The organism is Mesorhizobium neociceri, from assembly GCF_013520985.1.
GTDB lineage: Bacteria > Pseudomonadota > Alphaproteobacteria > Rhizobiales > Rhizobiaceae > Mesorhizobium > Mesorhizobium neociceri.
In genome coordinates, this window is sequence record NZ_JACDTY010000006.1 from 80,601 (window position 1) to 95,314 (window position 14,714).

General features: G+C 63.1%; 16 protein-coding genes. 8 read left to right on the top strand and 8 right to left on the bottom strand.

Going from position 1 to position 14,714, the window contains the following annotated elements; all coding sequences use genetic code 11:
* Positions 1 to 23: 23 nt before the first annotated feature.
* From H0241_RS14250 to H0241_RS14260, 3 genes are all read right to left on the bottom strand, one after another.
* Positions 24 to 449, bottom strand: coding sequence for an SRPBCC family protein (locus tag H0241_RS14250; RefSeq protein WP_181058303.1), 426 nt, complete (start codon positions 447 to 449; stop codon positions 24 to 26).
* Positions 446 to 769 (bottom strand): ArsR/SmtB family transcription factor, encoded by a 324-nt coding sequence (locus H0241_RS14255; RefSeq protein WP_181058304.1) that lies wholly within the window; start codon positions 767 to 769, stop codon positions 446 to 448. Before H0241_RS14255 ends, H0241_RS14250 begins: the two co-directional genes overlap by 4 nt.
* A 198-nt stretch (positions 770 to 967) precedes the next feature.
* Positions 968 to 1,699, bottom strand: a complete 732-nt coding sequence (locus H0241_RS14260) for a hypothetical protein (protein ID WP_181058305.1) — start codon at positions 1,697 to 1,699, stop codon at positions 968 to 970.
* Positions 1,700 to 1,827: 128 nt separating this feature from the next.
* On the opposite strand from H0241_RS14260, the gene thrC reads away from it, so the two are divergent.
* From thrC to H0241_RS14285, 5 genes are all read left to right on the top strand, one after another.
* A complete protein-coding gene (gene thrC / locus H0241_RS14265) occupies positions 1,828 to 3,225 on the top strand; it encodes a threonine synthase (RefSeq protein WP_181058306.1) in 1,398 nt (465 codons plus the stop codon).
* A 14-nt stretch (positions 3,226 to 3,239) separates the two neighbouring features.
* Positions 3,240 to 4,532: a M16 family metallopeptidase gene (locus H0241_RS14270; protein WP_181058307.1), complete on the top strand. Its 1,293-nt coding sequence runs from the start codon at positions 3,240 to 3,242 to the stop codon at positions 4,530 to 4,532.
* 19 nt (positions 4,533 to 4,551) lie between these two features.
* A complete protein-coding gene (locus H0241_RS14275) occupies positions 4,552 to 5,148 on the top strand; it encodes a GNAT family N-acetyltransferase (RefSeq protein WP_181058308.1) in 597 nt (198 codons plus the stop codon).
* A gap of 3 nt (positions 5,149 to 5,151) precedes the next feature.
* Positions 5,152 to 8,040 carry an EAL domain-containing protein gene (locus H0241_RS14280; RefSeq protein ID WP_181058309.1) on the top strand — a complete coding sequence of 963 codons (2,889 nt, stop codon included), beginning with the start codon at positions 5,152 to 5,154 and terminating at the stop codon, positions 8,038 to 8,040.
* A 160-nt stretch (positions 8,041 to 8,200) separates the two neighbouring features.
* The gene (locus H0241_RS14285) at positions 8,201 to 8,974 is read left to right on the top strand and encodes a pyrroline-5-carboxylate reductase (RefSeq protein ID WP_181058310.1); all 774 of its coding nucleotides are present in this window, start codon (positions 8,201 to 8,203) and stop codon (positions 8,972 to 8,974) included.
* A gap of 62 nt (positions 8,975 to 9,036) precedes the next feature.
* On the opposite strand, the gene H0241_RS14290 is transcribed toward H0241_RS14285, so the two are convergent.
* Complete coding sequence (locus H0241_RS14290; RefSeq protein ID WP_023668405.1) at positions 9,037 to 9,645, bottom strand: YqgE/AlgH family protein; 609 nt, start codon at positions 9,643 to 9,645, stop codon at positions 9,037 to 9,039.
* A 215-nt stretch (positions 9,646 to 9,860) separates the two neighbouring features.
* Between H0241_RS14290 and H0241_RS14295 the strand changes: the two genes are divergently transcribed.
* From H0241_RS14295 to H0241_RS14305, 3 genes are all read left to right on the top strand, one after another.
* Positions 9,861 to 10,667 carry a protein-disulfide reductase DsbD domain-containing protein gene (locus H0241_RS14295; RefSeq protein ID WP_181058311.1) on the top strand — a complete coding sequence of 269 codons (807 nt, stop codon included), beginning with the start codon at positions 9,861 to 9,863 and terminating at the stop codon, positions 10,665 to 10,667.
* 111 nt (positions 10,668 to 10,778) lie between these two features.
* A complete protein-coding gene (locus H0241_RS14300; RefSeq protein ID WP_181058312.1) occupies positions 10,779 to 11,255 on the top strand; it encodes a peroxiredoxin in 477 nt (158 codons plus the stop codon).
* 87 nt (positions 11,256 to 11,342) lie between these two features.
* On the top strand, positions 11,343 to 11,822 hold the full coding sequence (locus H0241_RS14305; RefSeq protein ID WP_181058313.1) for a DUF2938 domain-containing protein: 480 nt from the start codon (positions 11,343 to 11,345) through the stop codon (positions 11,820 to 11,822).
* A gap of 8 nt (positions 11,823 to 11,830) precedes the next feature.
* On the opposite strand, the gene H0241_RS14310 is transcribed toward H0241_RS14305, so the two are convergent.
* From H0241_RS14310 to H0241_RS14325, 4 genes are all read right to left on the bottom strand, one after another.
* Positions 11,831 to 12,490 (bottom strand): hypothetical protein, encoded by a 660-nt coding sequence (locus H0241_RS14310; RefSeq protein WP_181058314.1) that lies wholly within the window; start codon positions 12,488 to 12,490, stop codon positions 11,831 to 11,833.
* Between the two features lie 96 nt (positions 12,491 to 12,586).
* Positions 12,587 to 13,174: a histidine phosphatase family protein gene (locus H0241_RS14315; RefSeq protein WP_181058315.1), complete on the bottom strand. Its 588-nt coding sequence runs from the start codon at positions 13,172 to 13,174 to the stop codon at positions 12,587 to 12,589.
* A gap of 30 nt (positions 13,175 to 13,204) precedes the next feature.
* Positions 13,205 to 13,750 (bottom strand): ribonuclease HI, encoded by a 546-nt coding sequence (gene rnhA / locus H0241_RS14320; protein ID WP_181058316.1) that lies wholly within the window; start codon positions 13,748 to 13,750, stop codon positions 13,205 to 13,207.
* Positions 13,747 to 14,709, bottom strand: coding sequence for a homoserine kinase (locus H0241_RS14325; protein WP_181058317.1), 963 nt, complete (start codon positions 14,707 to 14,709; stop codon positions 13,747 to 13,749). Before H0241_RS14325 ends, rnhA begins: the two co-directional genes overlap by 4 nt.
* Positions 14,710 to 14,714 lie beyond the last annotated feature (5 nt).

Below are 14,714 nucleotides of genomic sequence, written 5' to 3' on the forward strand. Positions count from 1 at the left end.
CGTCGAATTGTGCCGACAGGCTCTCAATCAGGCTTCGCCAGAAGCTGCTCCAGCCTGGTGAGGAATTGCTGCCAGCCGACCCGGGCGCCGCCATAGGCCTGCTTCTGGCTCGGATGGAAGCCCGACTGCTCGACGCGCAGATGGGTTCCCGTGCTGGTGGGCGTGAGCGTGAACGTCACCACGCTCTTCAGATTGAAGGCGGCATCCTCATGGGCAAAATCCCAGCTGTAGGACAGCGTTCTGTTTTGCTCGATGGCGAGGACCTCGCAGTCGAGCACGCCGCCCCAGTCGCCGCGAAGATTGAAGCTGTGGCCGATGACAGGCTTGAAATCGTTCTTCATGAGCCATTCCTCCATCAGATGCGGCTGCGTCAGCGCGCGCCAGATCTTCTCCGCCGGCCAGGATATGTCACGTTCGACGACGACGGTGCGCAGCTCGGGATTGCTCACTGATCCATCCTTTTCAGCAGGTTCTCGAGATCATCGAAGCGGCTCTCCCAAAACCCAGTCATCTGAACTGTCCAGTCGGTCAGCGGACCAAGTGCCGCGGGCTGCGCGCTGTAATGGGTCTGGCGTCCGGCGTGGCGGTCGAGCACCAGGCCGGCTTGCTTCAGCACGCCGAGATGCTTCGACACCGCCGGCTGCGAGACGCCGGACTGTGCCGTCAGCGCCCCCACCGTCTGCTCGCCCTGGCGGCACAAGCGCTCGAAGATGGCCCGCCGGGTCGGGTCGGCAAGCGTTCTGAACAGAGTGTCGTGGGCGTCTGGCATCGGGATCAATAACCTGCGAGCTATTGATTGACGTATAACCGCCGGGATATGAATGAGTCAAGTGCGCTGGTGGAATAGATCAGGATTTAAGGCGCAAACGCCACCTGCCTGCAGGCGCATTCCTGCAGGGCCATGGCCAGATCGTCTTGATCTTTCAAAGAGTTAACAGTCGCAGCAGCGACGGCGTCCAGGCGACGCCTAGTTCGTCGCCGGAGCGCGCTTCTTTTTCTTGCCCGACTTCTTGTCCGCCGCCGCCGGCGCGGTGTCGTCATAGCCGGCATAGACCTGATAGTCCCTGGCGGAGGGCTCGGGCACGACGACATTGGAATCGGTGAAGACGAACTGGGTGGCGGTCGAGGGATCGCTGACCTGGATCTGATAGGGGTGGATCTGCGAATAAAGCACGTCGGCGCCATGCATGACGGCGACGCGGATCGGCATGGTGATGGTGCCGGGGGCGAACATCGGTCCCGGCACGATCTTGCCGGCAACGCCAACCTTCATCGTCAACTGGCCGTTTGCACGGCTGCAATCGCGGCTGACATCGCTGATCGAGGCCTGGTAGATGATCTTGGTGGGATCCTTGTTCGGGTCGACGATGGAGCCGTCAGGCGCCGTCTGCGCGGCGGCAGCGACCTCGCCATCCTGCGCGGCGTCAGCCTTTTTCTTTTTCGGTTGCGGCGCGCCCTTGGCGTAGGTGTTGAAATAGGCGGTGCCGTCGCGCACCGTCACTTTCGGGCAATAGGCCTGCAACTGGCTGGCGAGCACCTTGGGGTCCTGCGGCGGTATTGGCGCGTTCGGGTCGGTTTTCTTGCCTATTCCGAGGTTGAGGATGCCATTGTCGCTCGATTGGCAGCCGGCGGCGGCAAGCATAAAGCCGGTGAGCGCCAGACCCGCGACAAAGCGACGGTCGAACTTGTAAAACGCCATGAAACTGCACTTCCCTCTCGCAAAGCTGGTGACGTATAGCAACGGCGCGGCAAAAATGCGACTGAGCCAGCGCAGAAATTAACCACTCTGTGGTGAACGGAAACGCCAAGCGGCAACGGGTCTGTGACATGCAATATGTGAGTACTCGCGGGGAAGCGCCCGCGCTGGGATTTTCCGACGCGGTGCTGGCCGGACTGGCACGCGACGGCGGGCTCTATGTGCCGCGCGAGTGGCCGCAGTTTTCGGCAACCGAGATCCGCGCCATGCGGGGCCTGCCCTATCCCGACCTCGCCATCCGCGTGCTGACGCCGTTCCTCGGCGGCGAGATCGCCGCGCCCGTCTTCGAACGCCTGGTGCGCGAAGCCTATGCCACCTTCCGCCACCAAGCCGTCTGCCCGCTGGTGCAGACCGGCCCGAACACGTTCATCCTCGAGCTCTTCCACGGTCCGACGCTGGCCTTCAAGGACGTCGCCATGCAGCTGCTTGCCCGGCTGATGGACCATGTGCTGACCGAGCGCGGCCAGCGCGCCACGATCGTCGGCGCCACATCGGGCGACACTGGCGGTGCGGCCATCGATGCCTTTGCCGGCCGCGACCGCACCGATATCTTCGTGCTGTTCCCGCATGGCCGCGTCTCGCCGGTGCAGCAGCGGCAGATGACGACATCGACCGCCGCCAACGTCCAGGCGCTGGCCATCGAAGGCAATTTCGACGATTGCCAGGGCCTGCTGAAGGATATGTTCAACGACCACGCCTTTCGCGATGGCGTCTCGCTGTCGGGCGTCAATTCGATCAACTGGGCCCGCATCATGGCCCAGATCGTCTATTATTTTTCCTCGGCGCTGTCGCTCGGCGCGCCGGACAGGCCGGTGTCCTTCACCGTGCCGACGGGCAATTTCGGCGACATTTTCGCGGGTTACGCCGCCAAAAAAATGGGCCTGCCGATCGAGCGGCTGATCGTCGCCACCAACGACAACGACATTTTGGCGCGCACCTTCGCCACCGGCGAATACCGCACCAAGGGTGTGTTTGCGACGACGTCGCCATCGATGGACATCCAGGTGTCGTCGAACTTCGAACGGCTGCTGTTCGAGGCCTCGGACCGCAATGCCGAGACGGTGCGACGCTACATGGCCGGGCTCAAGCAGTCAGGCGCCTTCACCATCGAAACGGCTGAAATGGCCAGGATGCGGGCAGAATTCGACGCCGGCCGCTCTGACATGGATGAAGTCGCCGCCACCATCCGTTCGACGCTGGAATCAAGCAACTATCTGCTCGACCCGCACACGGCGGCCGCCGTGCATGTCGCCGCCGGCAAGGCTGACGGCGCGGTGCCGATGGTGGTGCTGGGCACCGCCCATCCGGCCAAGTTCCCGGCCGCCGTCGAAGCCGCTTGCGGCGTGTCGCCGGCCCTGCCCGCATGGCTGGGGTCCTTGATGTCAGTCGACGAAAAATACACGGTACTTCCATCCGACCTGAAAATGGTGGAAGATTACGTGAGCCGCCACTCAAGGGCAGCGCGTTAGGGAGTACTTGCCATATGGGTGTTGAGGTAAGCCGTCTGTCGAACGGCCTGACAGTCGCCACCGAAACCCTTCCAAGCCTCGAATCCGTTGCCCTTGGTGCCTGGGTCAAGTCGGGCGCTCGCAATGAGCGTGACGAAGAGCACGGAATGGCCCATTTGCTCGAGCATATGGCCTTCAAGGGTACGAAAAGGCGCAGCGCCTTCGAAATCGCCTCGGAAATCGAGGACGTCGGCGGCGAGATCAACGCCGCCACCAGCGTCGAGACGACATCCTACTATGCCAGGGTGTTGTCCGACGACGTGCCGCTGGCGGTCGATATTCTTGCCGACATCCTGCAGGAGTCGGAATTCGACCCGCAGGAGCTGGAGCGCGAGCAGCATGTGATCCTGCAGGAGATCGGCGCCGCGCACGACACGCCCGACGACATCGTCTTCGACCGTTTCACCGAAACCGCCTTCCGCCACCAGACGATCGGCCGCTCGATCCTCGGCACGCCGGAAACCGTCAAATCCTTCACCTCCAAGCAGCTGCACAATTTCATCGAACGCCAATATGGCGCCGAGCGCATGGTGGTTGTGGCGGCCGGCGACATCAAGCACGACAATTTCGTGCGCGAGGTGGAAAAGCAGCTCGGCGGCTTCCGCAGCAAGGCCGACAGCACGATGCCGCAATATGCGCAGTATGTCGGCGGCGATTTCCGCGAGGATCGCGACCTGATGGACGCGCAGATCGTGCTTGGCTTCGAAGGCCGCGCCTATCATGTGCGCGACTTCTATGCCTCGCAGGTGCTGTCGATGATCCTCGGCGGCGGCATGTCGTCCCGGCTGTTCCAGGAAGTGCGCGAAAAGCGCGGCCTGTGTTATTCCGTCTATGCCTTCCACTGGGGTTTTTCCGACACCGGCATTTTCGGCGTTCATGCCGCGACCGGGCAGAGCGATATCGCCGAACTGGTGCCCGTCATCATCGACGAGTTGCAGAAGGCCGGCGAGAGCATCCTGCAGGAAGAACTCGACCGGGCGCGTGCGCAATATCGCGCCGGACTGATCATGTCGGCGGAAAGCCCGGCCAGCCGCGCCTCGCAGATCGCCAGGCAGCTGCTTCTGTTCGGCCGGCCGATCGCCAAGGAGGAGTTGATGGAACGGCTGTCGGCGCTGACGATCGAGCGGCTGACCGACCTGTCGTCACGGCTGTTTTCGACCAAGCCGACGCTGACCGCCGTCGGCCCCGTGGGTACGCTCGCGCCCTATGAGGCGATCCTCGATTCACTTGCGGGCACGCACACCACGGCCCGCAAGCTCGCCGTCTAAGTCCCCCTAAAGGCGCCCCGTGTTCGCGCTCCCTTTCTTTCGCCGTGACCTGCCGGCACTGAAGGGCGACCGGGTCACGCTGCGCGTGCCCTACACCAACGACTATCGCGAATGGTCGGCGCTGCGCGGTGAAAGCCGCGGCTTCCTCGAACCGTGGGAGCCGCGCTGGACGCCCGACGAACTCGACCGCACCGCCTGGCGGCTGCGCATCGGCCGCTACCGCGAAGACTATGCACAGGGAACCGCGATCGCCTTCTTCATCTTCGAGAAGGCCAGCGGCAAGCTCGCCGGTGGCATTACGCTGGGCAACATCCGCCACGGCGTCTCCCAAAGCGGCCATGTCGGCTACTGGATCGGCGAGCGTTTCGGCGGCCGCGGCCTGATGACCGACGCGGTCAAGGTGGTCTGCCGCTTCGCCTTTGATACGCTGAGGTTGCACCGGATCGAAGCTGCCTGTATTCCCGACAATGCCCGGTCGATCCGCGTGCTTGAAAAAGCCGGATTCCGGCGCGAAGGACTTTTGCGATCCTACCTCAGGATCAACGGCATCTGGCAGGACCACTACCTCTACGCCCGGATCGCGGACGATCCGCCGGGCGGTGGAACGAAGGACTGATTTTTGACGAATTTCCTGCGAAACGGGTCGCTGTTGGCCTTCGTTCTGGCGGCTGTCGTCACGCTCTGCGCGGCGCTCCCGGCCTTCGCCGTCGAGCCGATCAAGATTGCCCGTGACGATGTCGCGCTCGACCTGTCGCGCGCCGTCGAAATCTACCGCAACCAGGGCGAAAACTTCCAGGTGTCGACCGCGCCCGGCCCCGACGGCATCGTGCGGCGCATCGAGGTCGAGGCCAATGACGCGCGCTCGAGCGGTGACTGGGCGGTGTTTGCGCTGGCCAACACCACCGACCAGCAGCTCGACCGGTTGATCGTGGCGCCGCATTTCCGGCTGGTGAATTCCGGCATCTTCTGGCCCGATCTCGGCGCCACCCGCATCGCCGCGATCACCCCCAGCGAGGGCTTCGCGCTCGACCGCCAGTCGAGCCCCGACGCCGACGTGTTCCGGGTGACGCTGAACCCGGGAACGGTGATCACCTTCATCGCCGAACTCGCCTCGCCCAAGCTGCCGCAGGTCTATCTCTGGGAGCCGGAAGCCTACAAAGACTCGGTCAATTCCTACACGCTGTTCCGAGGCATCGTCATCGGCATTGCCGGCCTGCTGGCGCTGTTCCTGACCATCCTGTTCGTCGTCAAGGGCACCTCGATGTTCCCGGCGACAGCGGCACTCGCCTGGGCCGTGCTCGCCTATATCTGCGTTGATTTCGGCTTTTTAAACAAGATCATAGAGATATCGCCCGGCAATGAGCAGATGTGGCGGGCGGGAACGGAGGTGGCGCTTGCGGCGACCTTCGTGGTGTTCCTGTTCGCCTATCTCAACCTCAACCGATGGCACGGCCATTTCAGCTATGGCGCGTTGGTCTGGATCCTCGGCCTGGTGCTGATTGCGGGTGTGGCGATCGTCGATCCGGCCGTCGCCTCAGGCATCGCCCGACTGTCCTTTGCCGCCACCGCGCTGACCGGGCTCGGCCTCATCATCCTGCTCGGTATTCGTGGTTATGACCGTGCGATCATGCTGGTGCCCAGTTGGGTGATGGTGCTGCTCTGGCTATGCGGCTCGTGGATGGCGATCACCGGCATGCTCGACAACGACATCGCCCAGCCTGCACTGGGCGGCGGGCTGATCCTGATCATTCTTCTGATCGGCTTCACCGTCATGCAGCATGCCTTTGCCGGCGGCGCGCTGCACCAGGGCCTGTTCTCCGACCTCGAGCGCCAGGCGCTGGCCGTGGCCGGCTCCGGCGACACGGTGTGGGACTGGGACGTGCTGCGCGACCGCGTCGTCACCAAGCCGGACGTCAGCATCCAGCTTGGCCTTGCGCCCAACAGTCTTGGGGGTGCGGCCCGCAACTGGCTGCCGGTGCTGCATGCCGACGACCGCGATACCTTCCGTACCACGCTCGACGTGGTGCTCGAACACCGGCGCGGCAGGGTCTCGCAGAATTTCCGCCTGCGCGGCGCTGACGGGCACTACCACTGGTTCTTGCTTCGGGCGCGGCCGGTGATCGGCTCGGATGGCGAAGTGATTCGCTGCGTCGGCACCATGGTCGACGTCACCGAGCAGAAAAAGTCCGAGGAAAGGCTGCTGCACGATGCCGTTCACGACAATCTGACCGGCCTGCCCAACCGCGAACTTCTGATGAACCGGCTGGAAGCCATCATCTCGATCGCGCGCACCGAAGAGAAGGTGCGCCCGACCGTCTTCGTCATCGACATCGACCGGTTCAAGCAGGTCAATGACGGGCTTGGCATCTCGGCCGGCGACACCATTCTGCTCACCATTGCGCGCCGCCTGCACCGGCTGTTGAAGCCGAAGGATTCGCTGTCGCGCTTTGCCGGCGACCAGTTCGCGCTGATGCTGCTTTCAGAACAGGACCCGTCGCGCATCGCCGCAGTGGCCGACGCTATCAAGCACGCGATCAACAACCCGATCACCTTCGCCAAGCGCGAGATCGTGCTGACCGCCTCGATCGGCCTGATCACCTGGACCTCGGCGCAGACGTCGGCCGAAGACATGGTCAAGGACGCCGAGCTTGCGATGCACCAGGCCAAGCGCTTCGGTGGCGACAGGATCGAGCCGTTCCGGCCGGCCTTCCGCACCGTCGGCACCGACCGGCTGCAGTTCGAATCCGATCTGCGCCGCGCCATCGAGCGGCGTGAATTCACCCTTGCCTACCAGCCGATCGTGCGGCTGGAGGATGGCAGCATTGCCGGCTTCGAGGCGCTGCTGCGCTGGGACCATCCGCGCCGTGGCATGATCCCGCCGGGCGATTTCATTCCGGTCGCCGAAAGCTGTGGCCTGATCGTGCAGCTCGGCCTGTTTGCCATGCAGCAGGCGGCCGAGGATCTCGCCGGCTGGCAAAAACAGATCGGCGACACGCCGCTGTCGGTGTCAGTCAATCTGTCCAGCCGCCAGCTGATCCGCCGCGATCTGGTCAGCGATGTCCGCTCGGTCATCGCGCGCGCCAATCTGAAGCCGCGCTGCTTCCGGCTCGAACTCACCGAATCGCTGGTGATGGACAATCCCGAGCAGACCTCGCATGTGCTGACGAAGCTGAAACAGCTCGGCATCGGCCTGTCGCTCGACGATTTCGGCACCGGCTATTCCTCGCTCGCCTATCTGACGCGCTTCCCCTTCGACACCATCAAGATCGACAAGAGTTTTGTCGACGACGCGACGCCGAAGCGCGCGGTGCTGCTCAAATCCATGGTCAACATGGCGCATGAGCTCGGCCTGTCGGTGGTGGCCGAGGGCATTTCGGATGAAAGCGATGCGCTGGAACTGCGGCAGATGGGCTGCGAATATGTCCAGAGCTTCATGTTCGGCGCACCGATGCCCGGCGACCAGGTGCTGAAGGCGTTGAAGGAACAGTATCCGATGACGCAGGCTTAGTGGGCCGACTCCAGCGTTTGGAGCCCTCTTGTTCGGGCTGCGACGATGGCGTCGGGTCTGCACGCCAAACGAATGGTTTTCATGCCCGGTTGTGCTCGGCGGTGGGTAGCCTGGAGGTCTGCAACGGACCGGAAGACGCTACGCTTGGGGAAGAATGGCCATGAAGCTCGGCTTTATTGGTGCGGGTGCAATCACCGAGGCCATCGTGCTTGGTCTGATGGAAGCGGAATTCCCACTTTCGGAGATTATCGTGTCGGCGCGTGGGGCTGCGACAGCAGCGCGATTGGCCGCATCTTTCGAAAAGGTGCGTGTTTGCAATGACAATCAGGAGATCGTCGATGTTTCCGATATCCTTTTTCTCGCGGTACGACCGCAAATCGCCGAGGAGGTCATTTCTCCTCTGGCATTCCCAGGGGGCACGGCGATCGTCAGTTTAATCGCCATGCTGCCGGCCGAGAAGATCGCAGAGTGGATCGAGCACCCGGTCGATGTCACGCGTGCGATACCCTTGCCGTCTGTGGCCAACCGATCTGGCGTGACCGTAATCTATCCCGCTTCCGACCGCCTTACCCAGCTATTCGGCGCCCTGGGCACAGTGGTCAACGCGACTTCGATTGAGGAATTCAACGGCTATAGCGCCGCAGGCTCACTGATGGCGACCTACTTCGGTTGTCTGGAAACCGCAGTCCAATGGATGGTGGACCACGGCGCAGAATACGGAAGGGCAAGAACGTATATCGCACAGCTCTTTTTTGGTCTGGCGCAAACTTCGATCAAAGGCCACGCGACGTTCGAGACTCTCGTCGGCGCTCATTCGACTCCGCAAGGCCTGAATGAGCAGGCCTATCGCGTCTTCGTCGAAAGCGGTGGCACGGATGCCTTGGCGGCGGCAATGGAAAGCGTTGCAGCCCGGATAGACTCATCCTTCGCTTAGTGTTGCGATCGTGCGCACTGCCTCCCCCGATCGGACTCTTTCGTCTCGGTCAAACCACCCGATCAGGCGTGCCCAGCCGCCAGGCTGAGATGCGCCAGGTCGATGCCGATGGACGCCAGGATGCGGTCGTATTTGCGTTCGATGTCGGCGTCGAACAGAAGCTCCGGCGTGGCCGGGCAGGTCAGCCAGCCATTCTCGGCGATCTCGGTTTCCAACTGGCCGGCGCCCCAGCCGGAATAGCCGAGCGCCATCAGCGCGCGCCGCGGGCCACGGCCCGACGAGATGGCGCGCAATATATCGACCGTCGCGGTCAGGCATATGTCGTCGGAGACGGTGAGCGAGGATTCCACCCGGTAGTCGCCCGAGTGCAGGACGAAGCCTCGGCTGCGGTCGACCGGGCCGCCATTGCGTACGACGAAGTCGCGGGCCTGCGCCGGCAGCCGGATCGCCTCCTGCTCGTTCATGATGCCGAGCTGCACCAGAAGATCGGGAAACAGCATCTGCTGCGTCTGGTTGATGATCAGGCCCATTGCGCCTTCGTCGCTGTGCGCGCAGATGTAGATGACCGAGCGCGTGAAGCGGTCGTCCTTCATGCCGGGCATGGCAATCAGGAACTGGTCGTCAAGAAAGCCGCGTCCGCCGGCCGTCTTTTTGTGGCGCAACAAGTCCATGGAAGGGAGCGTAACGCGTTTCCGACACGCCGAAAAGATGCGCCGCGCGCGATTCGCCCAAAGCCCAATGGCTGGAACAACGGATTCCTGATTACCAACTTCCCTCGGCTGATTGCTTGAACTCGACTGATCCTTGCCCGAAGGTCACGCAAATATGATACGCAGAGCGCCATGAAAACATTACGCGGCCATGAACTGACGATCAAATCACCGCCATGCAAAGCTTGAAAATCCTGCTGCTCGGCGCCGCCATCGGATGCGGAGCAGCCCTGCCCGCCGCGGCTTCCTCTTCGGACTGGTACAACAGCGAAGGCGGCAAGGTGCGCCTGGTGACCTCAGGGAAGGCCGATGAGGACGGGCGCATCCATGGCGTGCTCGACATTGCGCTCAAACCCGGCTGGAAGACCTATTGGCGCGATCCGGGCGATGCCGGCGTGCCGCCGCAGATCGATGTCTCGGCCAGCACCAACATCACCGATGCGGCATTTTCCTTCCCGCCGCCGCAGCGCCATGACGACGGCTACGGCAAATGGGCCGGCTACAACCATCCGGTTTCGCTGCCGGTGACATTCACCCTGTCGTCACCTGGGGATGCAGCCGTCATCGATGCCGACATCTTTCTCGGCATCTGCGAGACGATCTGCATTCCGGTGCAGACGCGGCTGAGCGTCGATCCCGCCGCCGATCCCGACAATGCCGAGGACGCGGCCCTGGTGAAGGCGGCCCTTGCCACCTTGCCCGCCCCTGCCAAGGCCGATTTCGGCATCAAGGTCCTGCCCGGCAACCATGAGACACTGGTCGTCGAGGCGACCTTTCCCGGCGATCCGGAGGCGGCGGATTTCTTCGTTGCCGGCGAACGCGACTATATGTTCGGCGCCCCGGCGCGCAGCGAAAAGGACGGCCGGCTGGTGTTTACCATTCCGATCCTCGACCGGCCGTCGACGACACCGACCGATGGCGGGTTGTATTATACGCTGACAAGTGCGGAAGGCGCGGTCGAGGGCGTCTTGCCTTTCCCCTGATACGGAACCCGATCCAGGCTTTCCCTTGATCCAAGCGCTGTCGGCGGTTGCGGGAGATGCCTGATTTCGCTATCGCAAGAAACCTTCCCTGCTTTTCACACGAGGACCATCATGACCATTGCCGTTGGCGACAAGCTGCCCGATGCGACCTTCAAGGAAATGACCGCCGACGGCGCCAAGGTGATCACCTCGGCCGAGATTTTTGCGGACAAGAAGGTCGTGCTGTTCGGCGTTCCCGGCGCCTTCACGCCGACCTGCAGCAACAACCATCTGCCGGGCTATCTCGAGAACCACGATGCCATCCTGGCGCGCGGCGTCGACACCATCGCCGTCGTCTCGGTCAACGACGCCCACGTCATGGGCGCCTGGGCGAATTTCACTGGCGGTGAAGGCAAGATCCTCTATCTCGCCGATGGCAATGGCGACTTCGCCAAGTCGGTCGGCCTCGATTTCGTAAGCAACGATATGGGGCTACGCTCGCGACGCTTTTCGATGATCGTCGACAATGGCAAGGTCACCGCGCTCAATGTCGAGACCAAGCCCGGTGTCGACACATCCGGTGCGGCTCACATTCTGAGCCAGCTCTAGACCGCAGCCGCCGCGTCGGGTCATGCTCGCCATGGCCTGACCACGGCGCGCTTGCTGCCGGATTGCCTGCTTTGGGGGACATCGACGATGTTTGACATCATCTGGCGCAGTGTTGCGATCGGCATCGGCGCCACGGTGCTGATGGATCTCTGGGCGATGTTCCTGCATCTGGCGCTCGGCCAGCCACGACCGAACTGGGGGCCGCCCGGCCGCTGGGTCTGGCATCTTAGGGAAGGCAAGGTCTTCCACGATGATATCGCCCATGCCGCACCCTATGCGCATGAGCAGGCGCTGGGCTGGGGCTTCCACTATTTCACCGGCATCGTCTACGGCTTCATCCTGGTGGCGCTGGTGGGCAGGGCATGGCTGGACGCACCGACCTTCCTGCCGGCCTTCATCCTCGGTATGGTCACCATTGGCGCCGGCTGGTTCCTGCTGGCGCCTGGCATGGGCGCCGGCTGGGCCGCCTCAAAGCGCCCCAACCCGATGCAGATTCGCGCCTTCAACGTGATCTCGCACACGGTGTTCGCACTCGGCCTCTATGGCACGGCGCTGCTGATCCGTTAGGGACAACTCTATTCAGCGACGGCGCGCGGCTTCATCGCGGCGACAGTGTCGATGATCTCCTGACGCAGCGCGTCTTTCTCCGCCTCGAACTGCTCTCGTGTGATGCCCTGGCCGCCGGTGGCGGTGACACCGAATTCCTCCAGCGCGGATTCGTAGCGCGCCTTCCATCGGACCACGTGCCCGGTCACGGCCTGGGTGAGCGCTGGAACCGGGCCCGGATGAGCCGGCAGGCCGCATGACTGCGCGGTCCGCGCATCCGCCGCCAGCATGACGACGTTCCAATCGTCGAAGCCGATGAGATCCATCTGGGCATAAAGGAACGCCCCATGCTCGCCGTCCCAGATCGACTGGTGGATGACCAGAAAGGGCATGGCGCGGCAATAGTCGTGGCGTGCCGCCATCTCGGCGTTGAAGGCCTCGGTGCGTAGTTGAAGCCGGTACCTGGCCGCGGCGAAGAGAGCGATGTAGTCGTTCGCCGTGCGCATGATGTTGCGCTGGTCGTCCGGCGCGAAGCCGGCCTCACGCAGGAAGGAGCCGATCTTCGGATCGTCCCAGAGCTCCTTTGAGAAAACGCGCGTCACCCCGTCGCGATCCGGAGTCGGCCGCATCGTTTGTTTCAGCTCCGCAAAGCTTTGCTTGTCCTTGCCGAAAGTCCTGCGTCCGAACATCGCCGCAACACCTTGTGCCAAGTCGATTGCCGCAGTCTATCGCGGAAGGGTGAAATTGACTCTAATCCAAAGCCTACAATTGCTTGCTTCCGGCCATCAATTGCCGTGGCCAGCCTTGTCGATCGGCCACCATCCGTGGACGACGCGACGCGCGCCGATGTCATAGGCGAAAAAGTTCCCACCTCCCGCCGGCTGGTCCGCCTCGCGGCTGATTTCGCGACCGCTGAGCGAGAGCAACAGCAGCGTTCCGACGCCGCCATGGCCGACGAAGGCAATATCGCCGCTGCGGGCGATCTCGAGCACCGTTTCGACCTCGCGGACAATGCGCTGCTGGGCGTCGATGGCGCGTTCCCAGCCGCGGATGCTTTTGTGCGGGTTGGCGAAGAACTGGTCGGCGACCGCCTCAAACTCCGGCGGCGGCAGGAAGCCTGTAGCCGAGCGGTCGTTCTCATGCATGGCCTCCCTCACCTCGACCGCAAGGCCGAGATGCCTGGCGAGGATCTCGGCGGTTTCGATCGCTTTGCGCTCGGCCGACGACACGACACGCCGGATCGAGCCGACCCATGGCTGATCGAGCATGGCCAACGCCCTCGCCCGTCCGATCGCGGACAGTCCCCACTCCGGCACGGGAACGTTGGCATCGATCTGAACCTGGGGATGGGTGATGTAGTATGCAGTCGGCACGGGTGAGATCTTCCTGCCGGTAGTCCGAACTCAATAGCTCTGGGTCGAGCGCCGTGCCTTTGGGACCGACGGCTGCTTCTCGGATGCTGCCGGCTTCAGTGCCGCTGCAGGCTTCGGCGCGGCAGGTTTGGCCGAGCCGTTCTTGAACGGCGCCATACCTTCCCGCGCGAGCTCATCGGCGCGTTCGTTTTCGGTGTGGCCGGCATGGCCCTTGACCCAGTTCCACGTCACCTTGTGGCGCCGGTTGGCCTCGTCGAGCGCCTGCCACAGCTCACCGTTCTTGACCGGCTTCTTGTCGGCGGTCTTCCAGCCGTTCTTCTTCCAGCCATGGATCCACTTGGAAATGCCGTCCATGACATATTTGCTGTCGGTATGAAGTTCGACCGAGCAACGTTCCTTCAGCGCGTTCAGCGCCGAAATGGCGGCCAGCAATTCCATGCGGTTGTTGGTGGTCTCGGCCTCGCCACCCGACAGTTCCTTGGTCTTGCCGTTGAAGCGCAGGATCGCGCCCCAGCCGCCGGGACCCGGATTGCCCGAGCAGGCGCCGTCGGTGAAGATTTCAACCTGCTTGATCATGTCAGTCCGTATTCCGAAGGAGACCTGATCGCGCGGTGGAAGCGCATGCGGCGGATATATTCGGTCGGATCGCGCTTCATGACCAGCCCGCCGTCAGGAACGGTCAGCCAGTCATAGAGCCGGGTCAGCATGAAGCGCAGCGCCGAGCCGCGCGCCAGAATCGGCAGCGCCGCCTTCTCGGCATCACTCAAAGGCCGCACGCTCTGATAGCCGGCCAACAGCGCCGTGCCCTTGGTGAGGTTGAAGGAGAAATCCTTCTCGAAACACCAGGCGTTGAGACAGGTGGCGACGTCATAGGCGTAGAGGTCGTTGCAGGCGAAATAGAAGTCGATGAGGCCGGACAGTTTCTCGCCGAGGAAGAAGACATTGTCCGGGAACAGGTCGGCATGGATGATGCCTGCAGGCAGGCCCTGCGGCCAATGCCGTTCGAAATCGGCGAAATCGGCATCGACCTCGGCCGCCAATCCCGGCTCGACCTCATCGGCACGGTCGTGCGAGTCGTTCCAGAGCTTGCGCCAACCATCGATGGCGAGCGCGTTGTCGCGGGTCATCGCAAAATCCTGGCCGGCCAGATGCAGGGCCGCCAGCGCCCTGCCGACCTCGCCGCAATGCGCCGCTGTCGGCCGCCGCAGCGACAGGCCTTCAAGGAAGGTGATGATGACCGCCGGTCGGCCGGCCAGCGTGCCGATGACGGTGCCGTCATACGCGGTCACCGGCAGCGGGCAGGAAATGCCTTTGCGAGCGAGATGGCCCATCAGGCCGAGGAAGAACGGCAGGTCGGCCTTGTCGACGCGCTTCTCGTAGAGCGTCAATATGTAGGCGCCGCTCGATGTGTGCAGCAAAAAGTTCGAATTCTCGGTGCCTTCGGCGATCCCCTTGTAGGACAAGAGTTCGCCGACCGGATAAGCCTTGAGGAACGCGCCGAGTTCGCCCTCGTTGACATCGGTGTAGACCGCCATGGGCT

What these genes read in the sequence shown, in the direction of transcription:
- H0241_RS14255 (WP_181058304.1), bottom strand. Translation starts at nt 769, where the DNA reads ATGCCAGACGCCCACGACACTCTGTTCAGAACGCTTGCCGACCCGACC.
- H0241_RS14260 (WP_181058305.1), bottom strand. Translation starts at nt 1,699, where the DNA reads ATGGCGTTTTACAAGTTCGACCGTCGCTTTGTCGCGGGTCTGGCGCTC.
- thrC (WP_181058306.1), top strand. Translation starts at nt 1,828, where the DNA reads ATGCAATATGTGAGTACTCGCGGGGAAGCGCCCGCGCTGGGATTTTCC.
- H0241_RS14270 (WP_181058307.1), top strand. Translation starts at nt 3,240, where the DNA reads ATGGGTGTTGAGGTAAGCCGTCTGTCGAACGGCCTGACAGTCGCCACC.
- H0241_RS14285 (WP_181058310.1), top strand. Translation starts at nt 8,201, where the DNA reads ATGAAGCTCGGCTTTATTGGTGCGGGTGCAATCACCGAGGCCATCGTG.
- H0241_RS14290 (WP_023668405.1), bottom strand. Translation starts at nt 9,645, where the DNA reads ATGGACTTGTTGCGCCACAAAAAGACGGCCGGCGGACGCGGCTTTCTT.
- H0241_RS14295 (WP_181058311.1), top strand. Translation starts at nt 9,861, where the DNA reads ATGCAAAGCTTGAAAATCCTGCTGCTCGGCGCCGCCATCGGATGCGGA.
- H0241_RS14300 (WP_181058312.1), top strand. Translation starts at nt 10,779, where the DNA reads ATGACCATTGCCGTTGGCGACAAGCTGCCCGATGCGACCTTCAAGGAA.
- H0241_RS14305 (WP_181058313.1), top strand. Translation starts at nt 11,343, where the DNA reads ATGTTTGACATCATCTGGCGCAGTGTTGCGATCGGCATCGGCGCCACG.
- H0241_RS14310 (WP_181058314.1), bottom strand. Translation starts at nt 12,490, where the DNA reads ATGTTCGGACGCAGGACTTTCGGCAAGGACAAGCAAAGCTTTGCGGAG.
- rnhA (WP_181058316.1), bottom strand. Translation starts at nt 13,750, where the DNA reads ATGATCAAGCAGGTTGAAATCTTCACCGACGGCGCCTGCTCGGGCAAT.
- H0241_RS14325 (WP_181058317.1), bottom strand. Translation starts at nt 14,709, where the DNA reads ATGGCGGTCTACACCGATGTCAACGAGGGCGAACTCGGCGCGTTCCTC.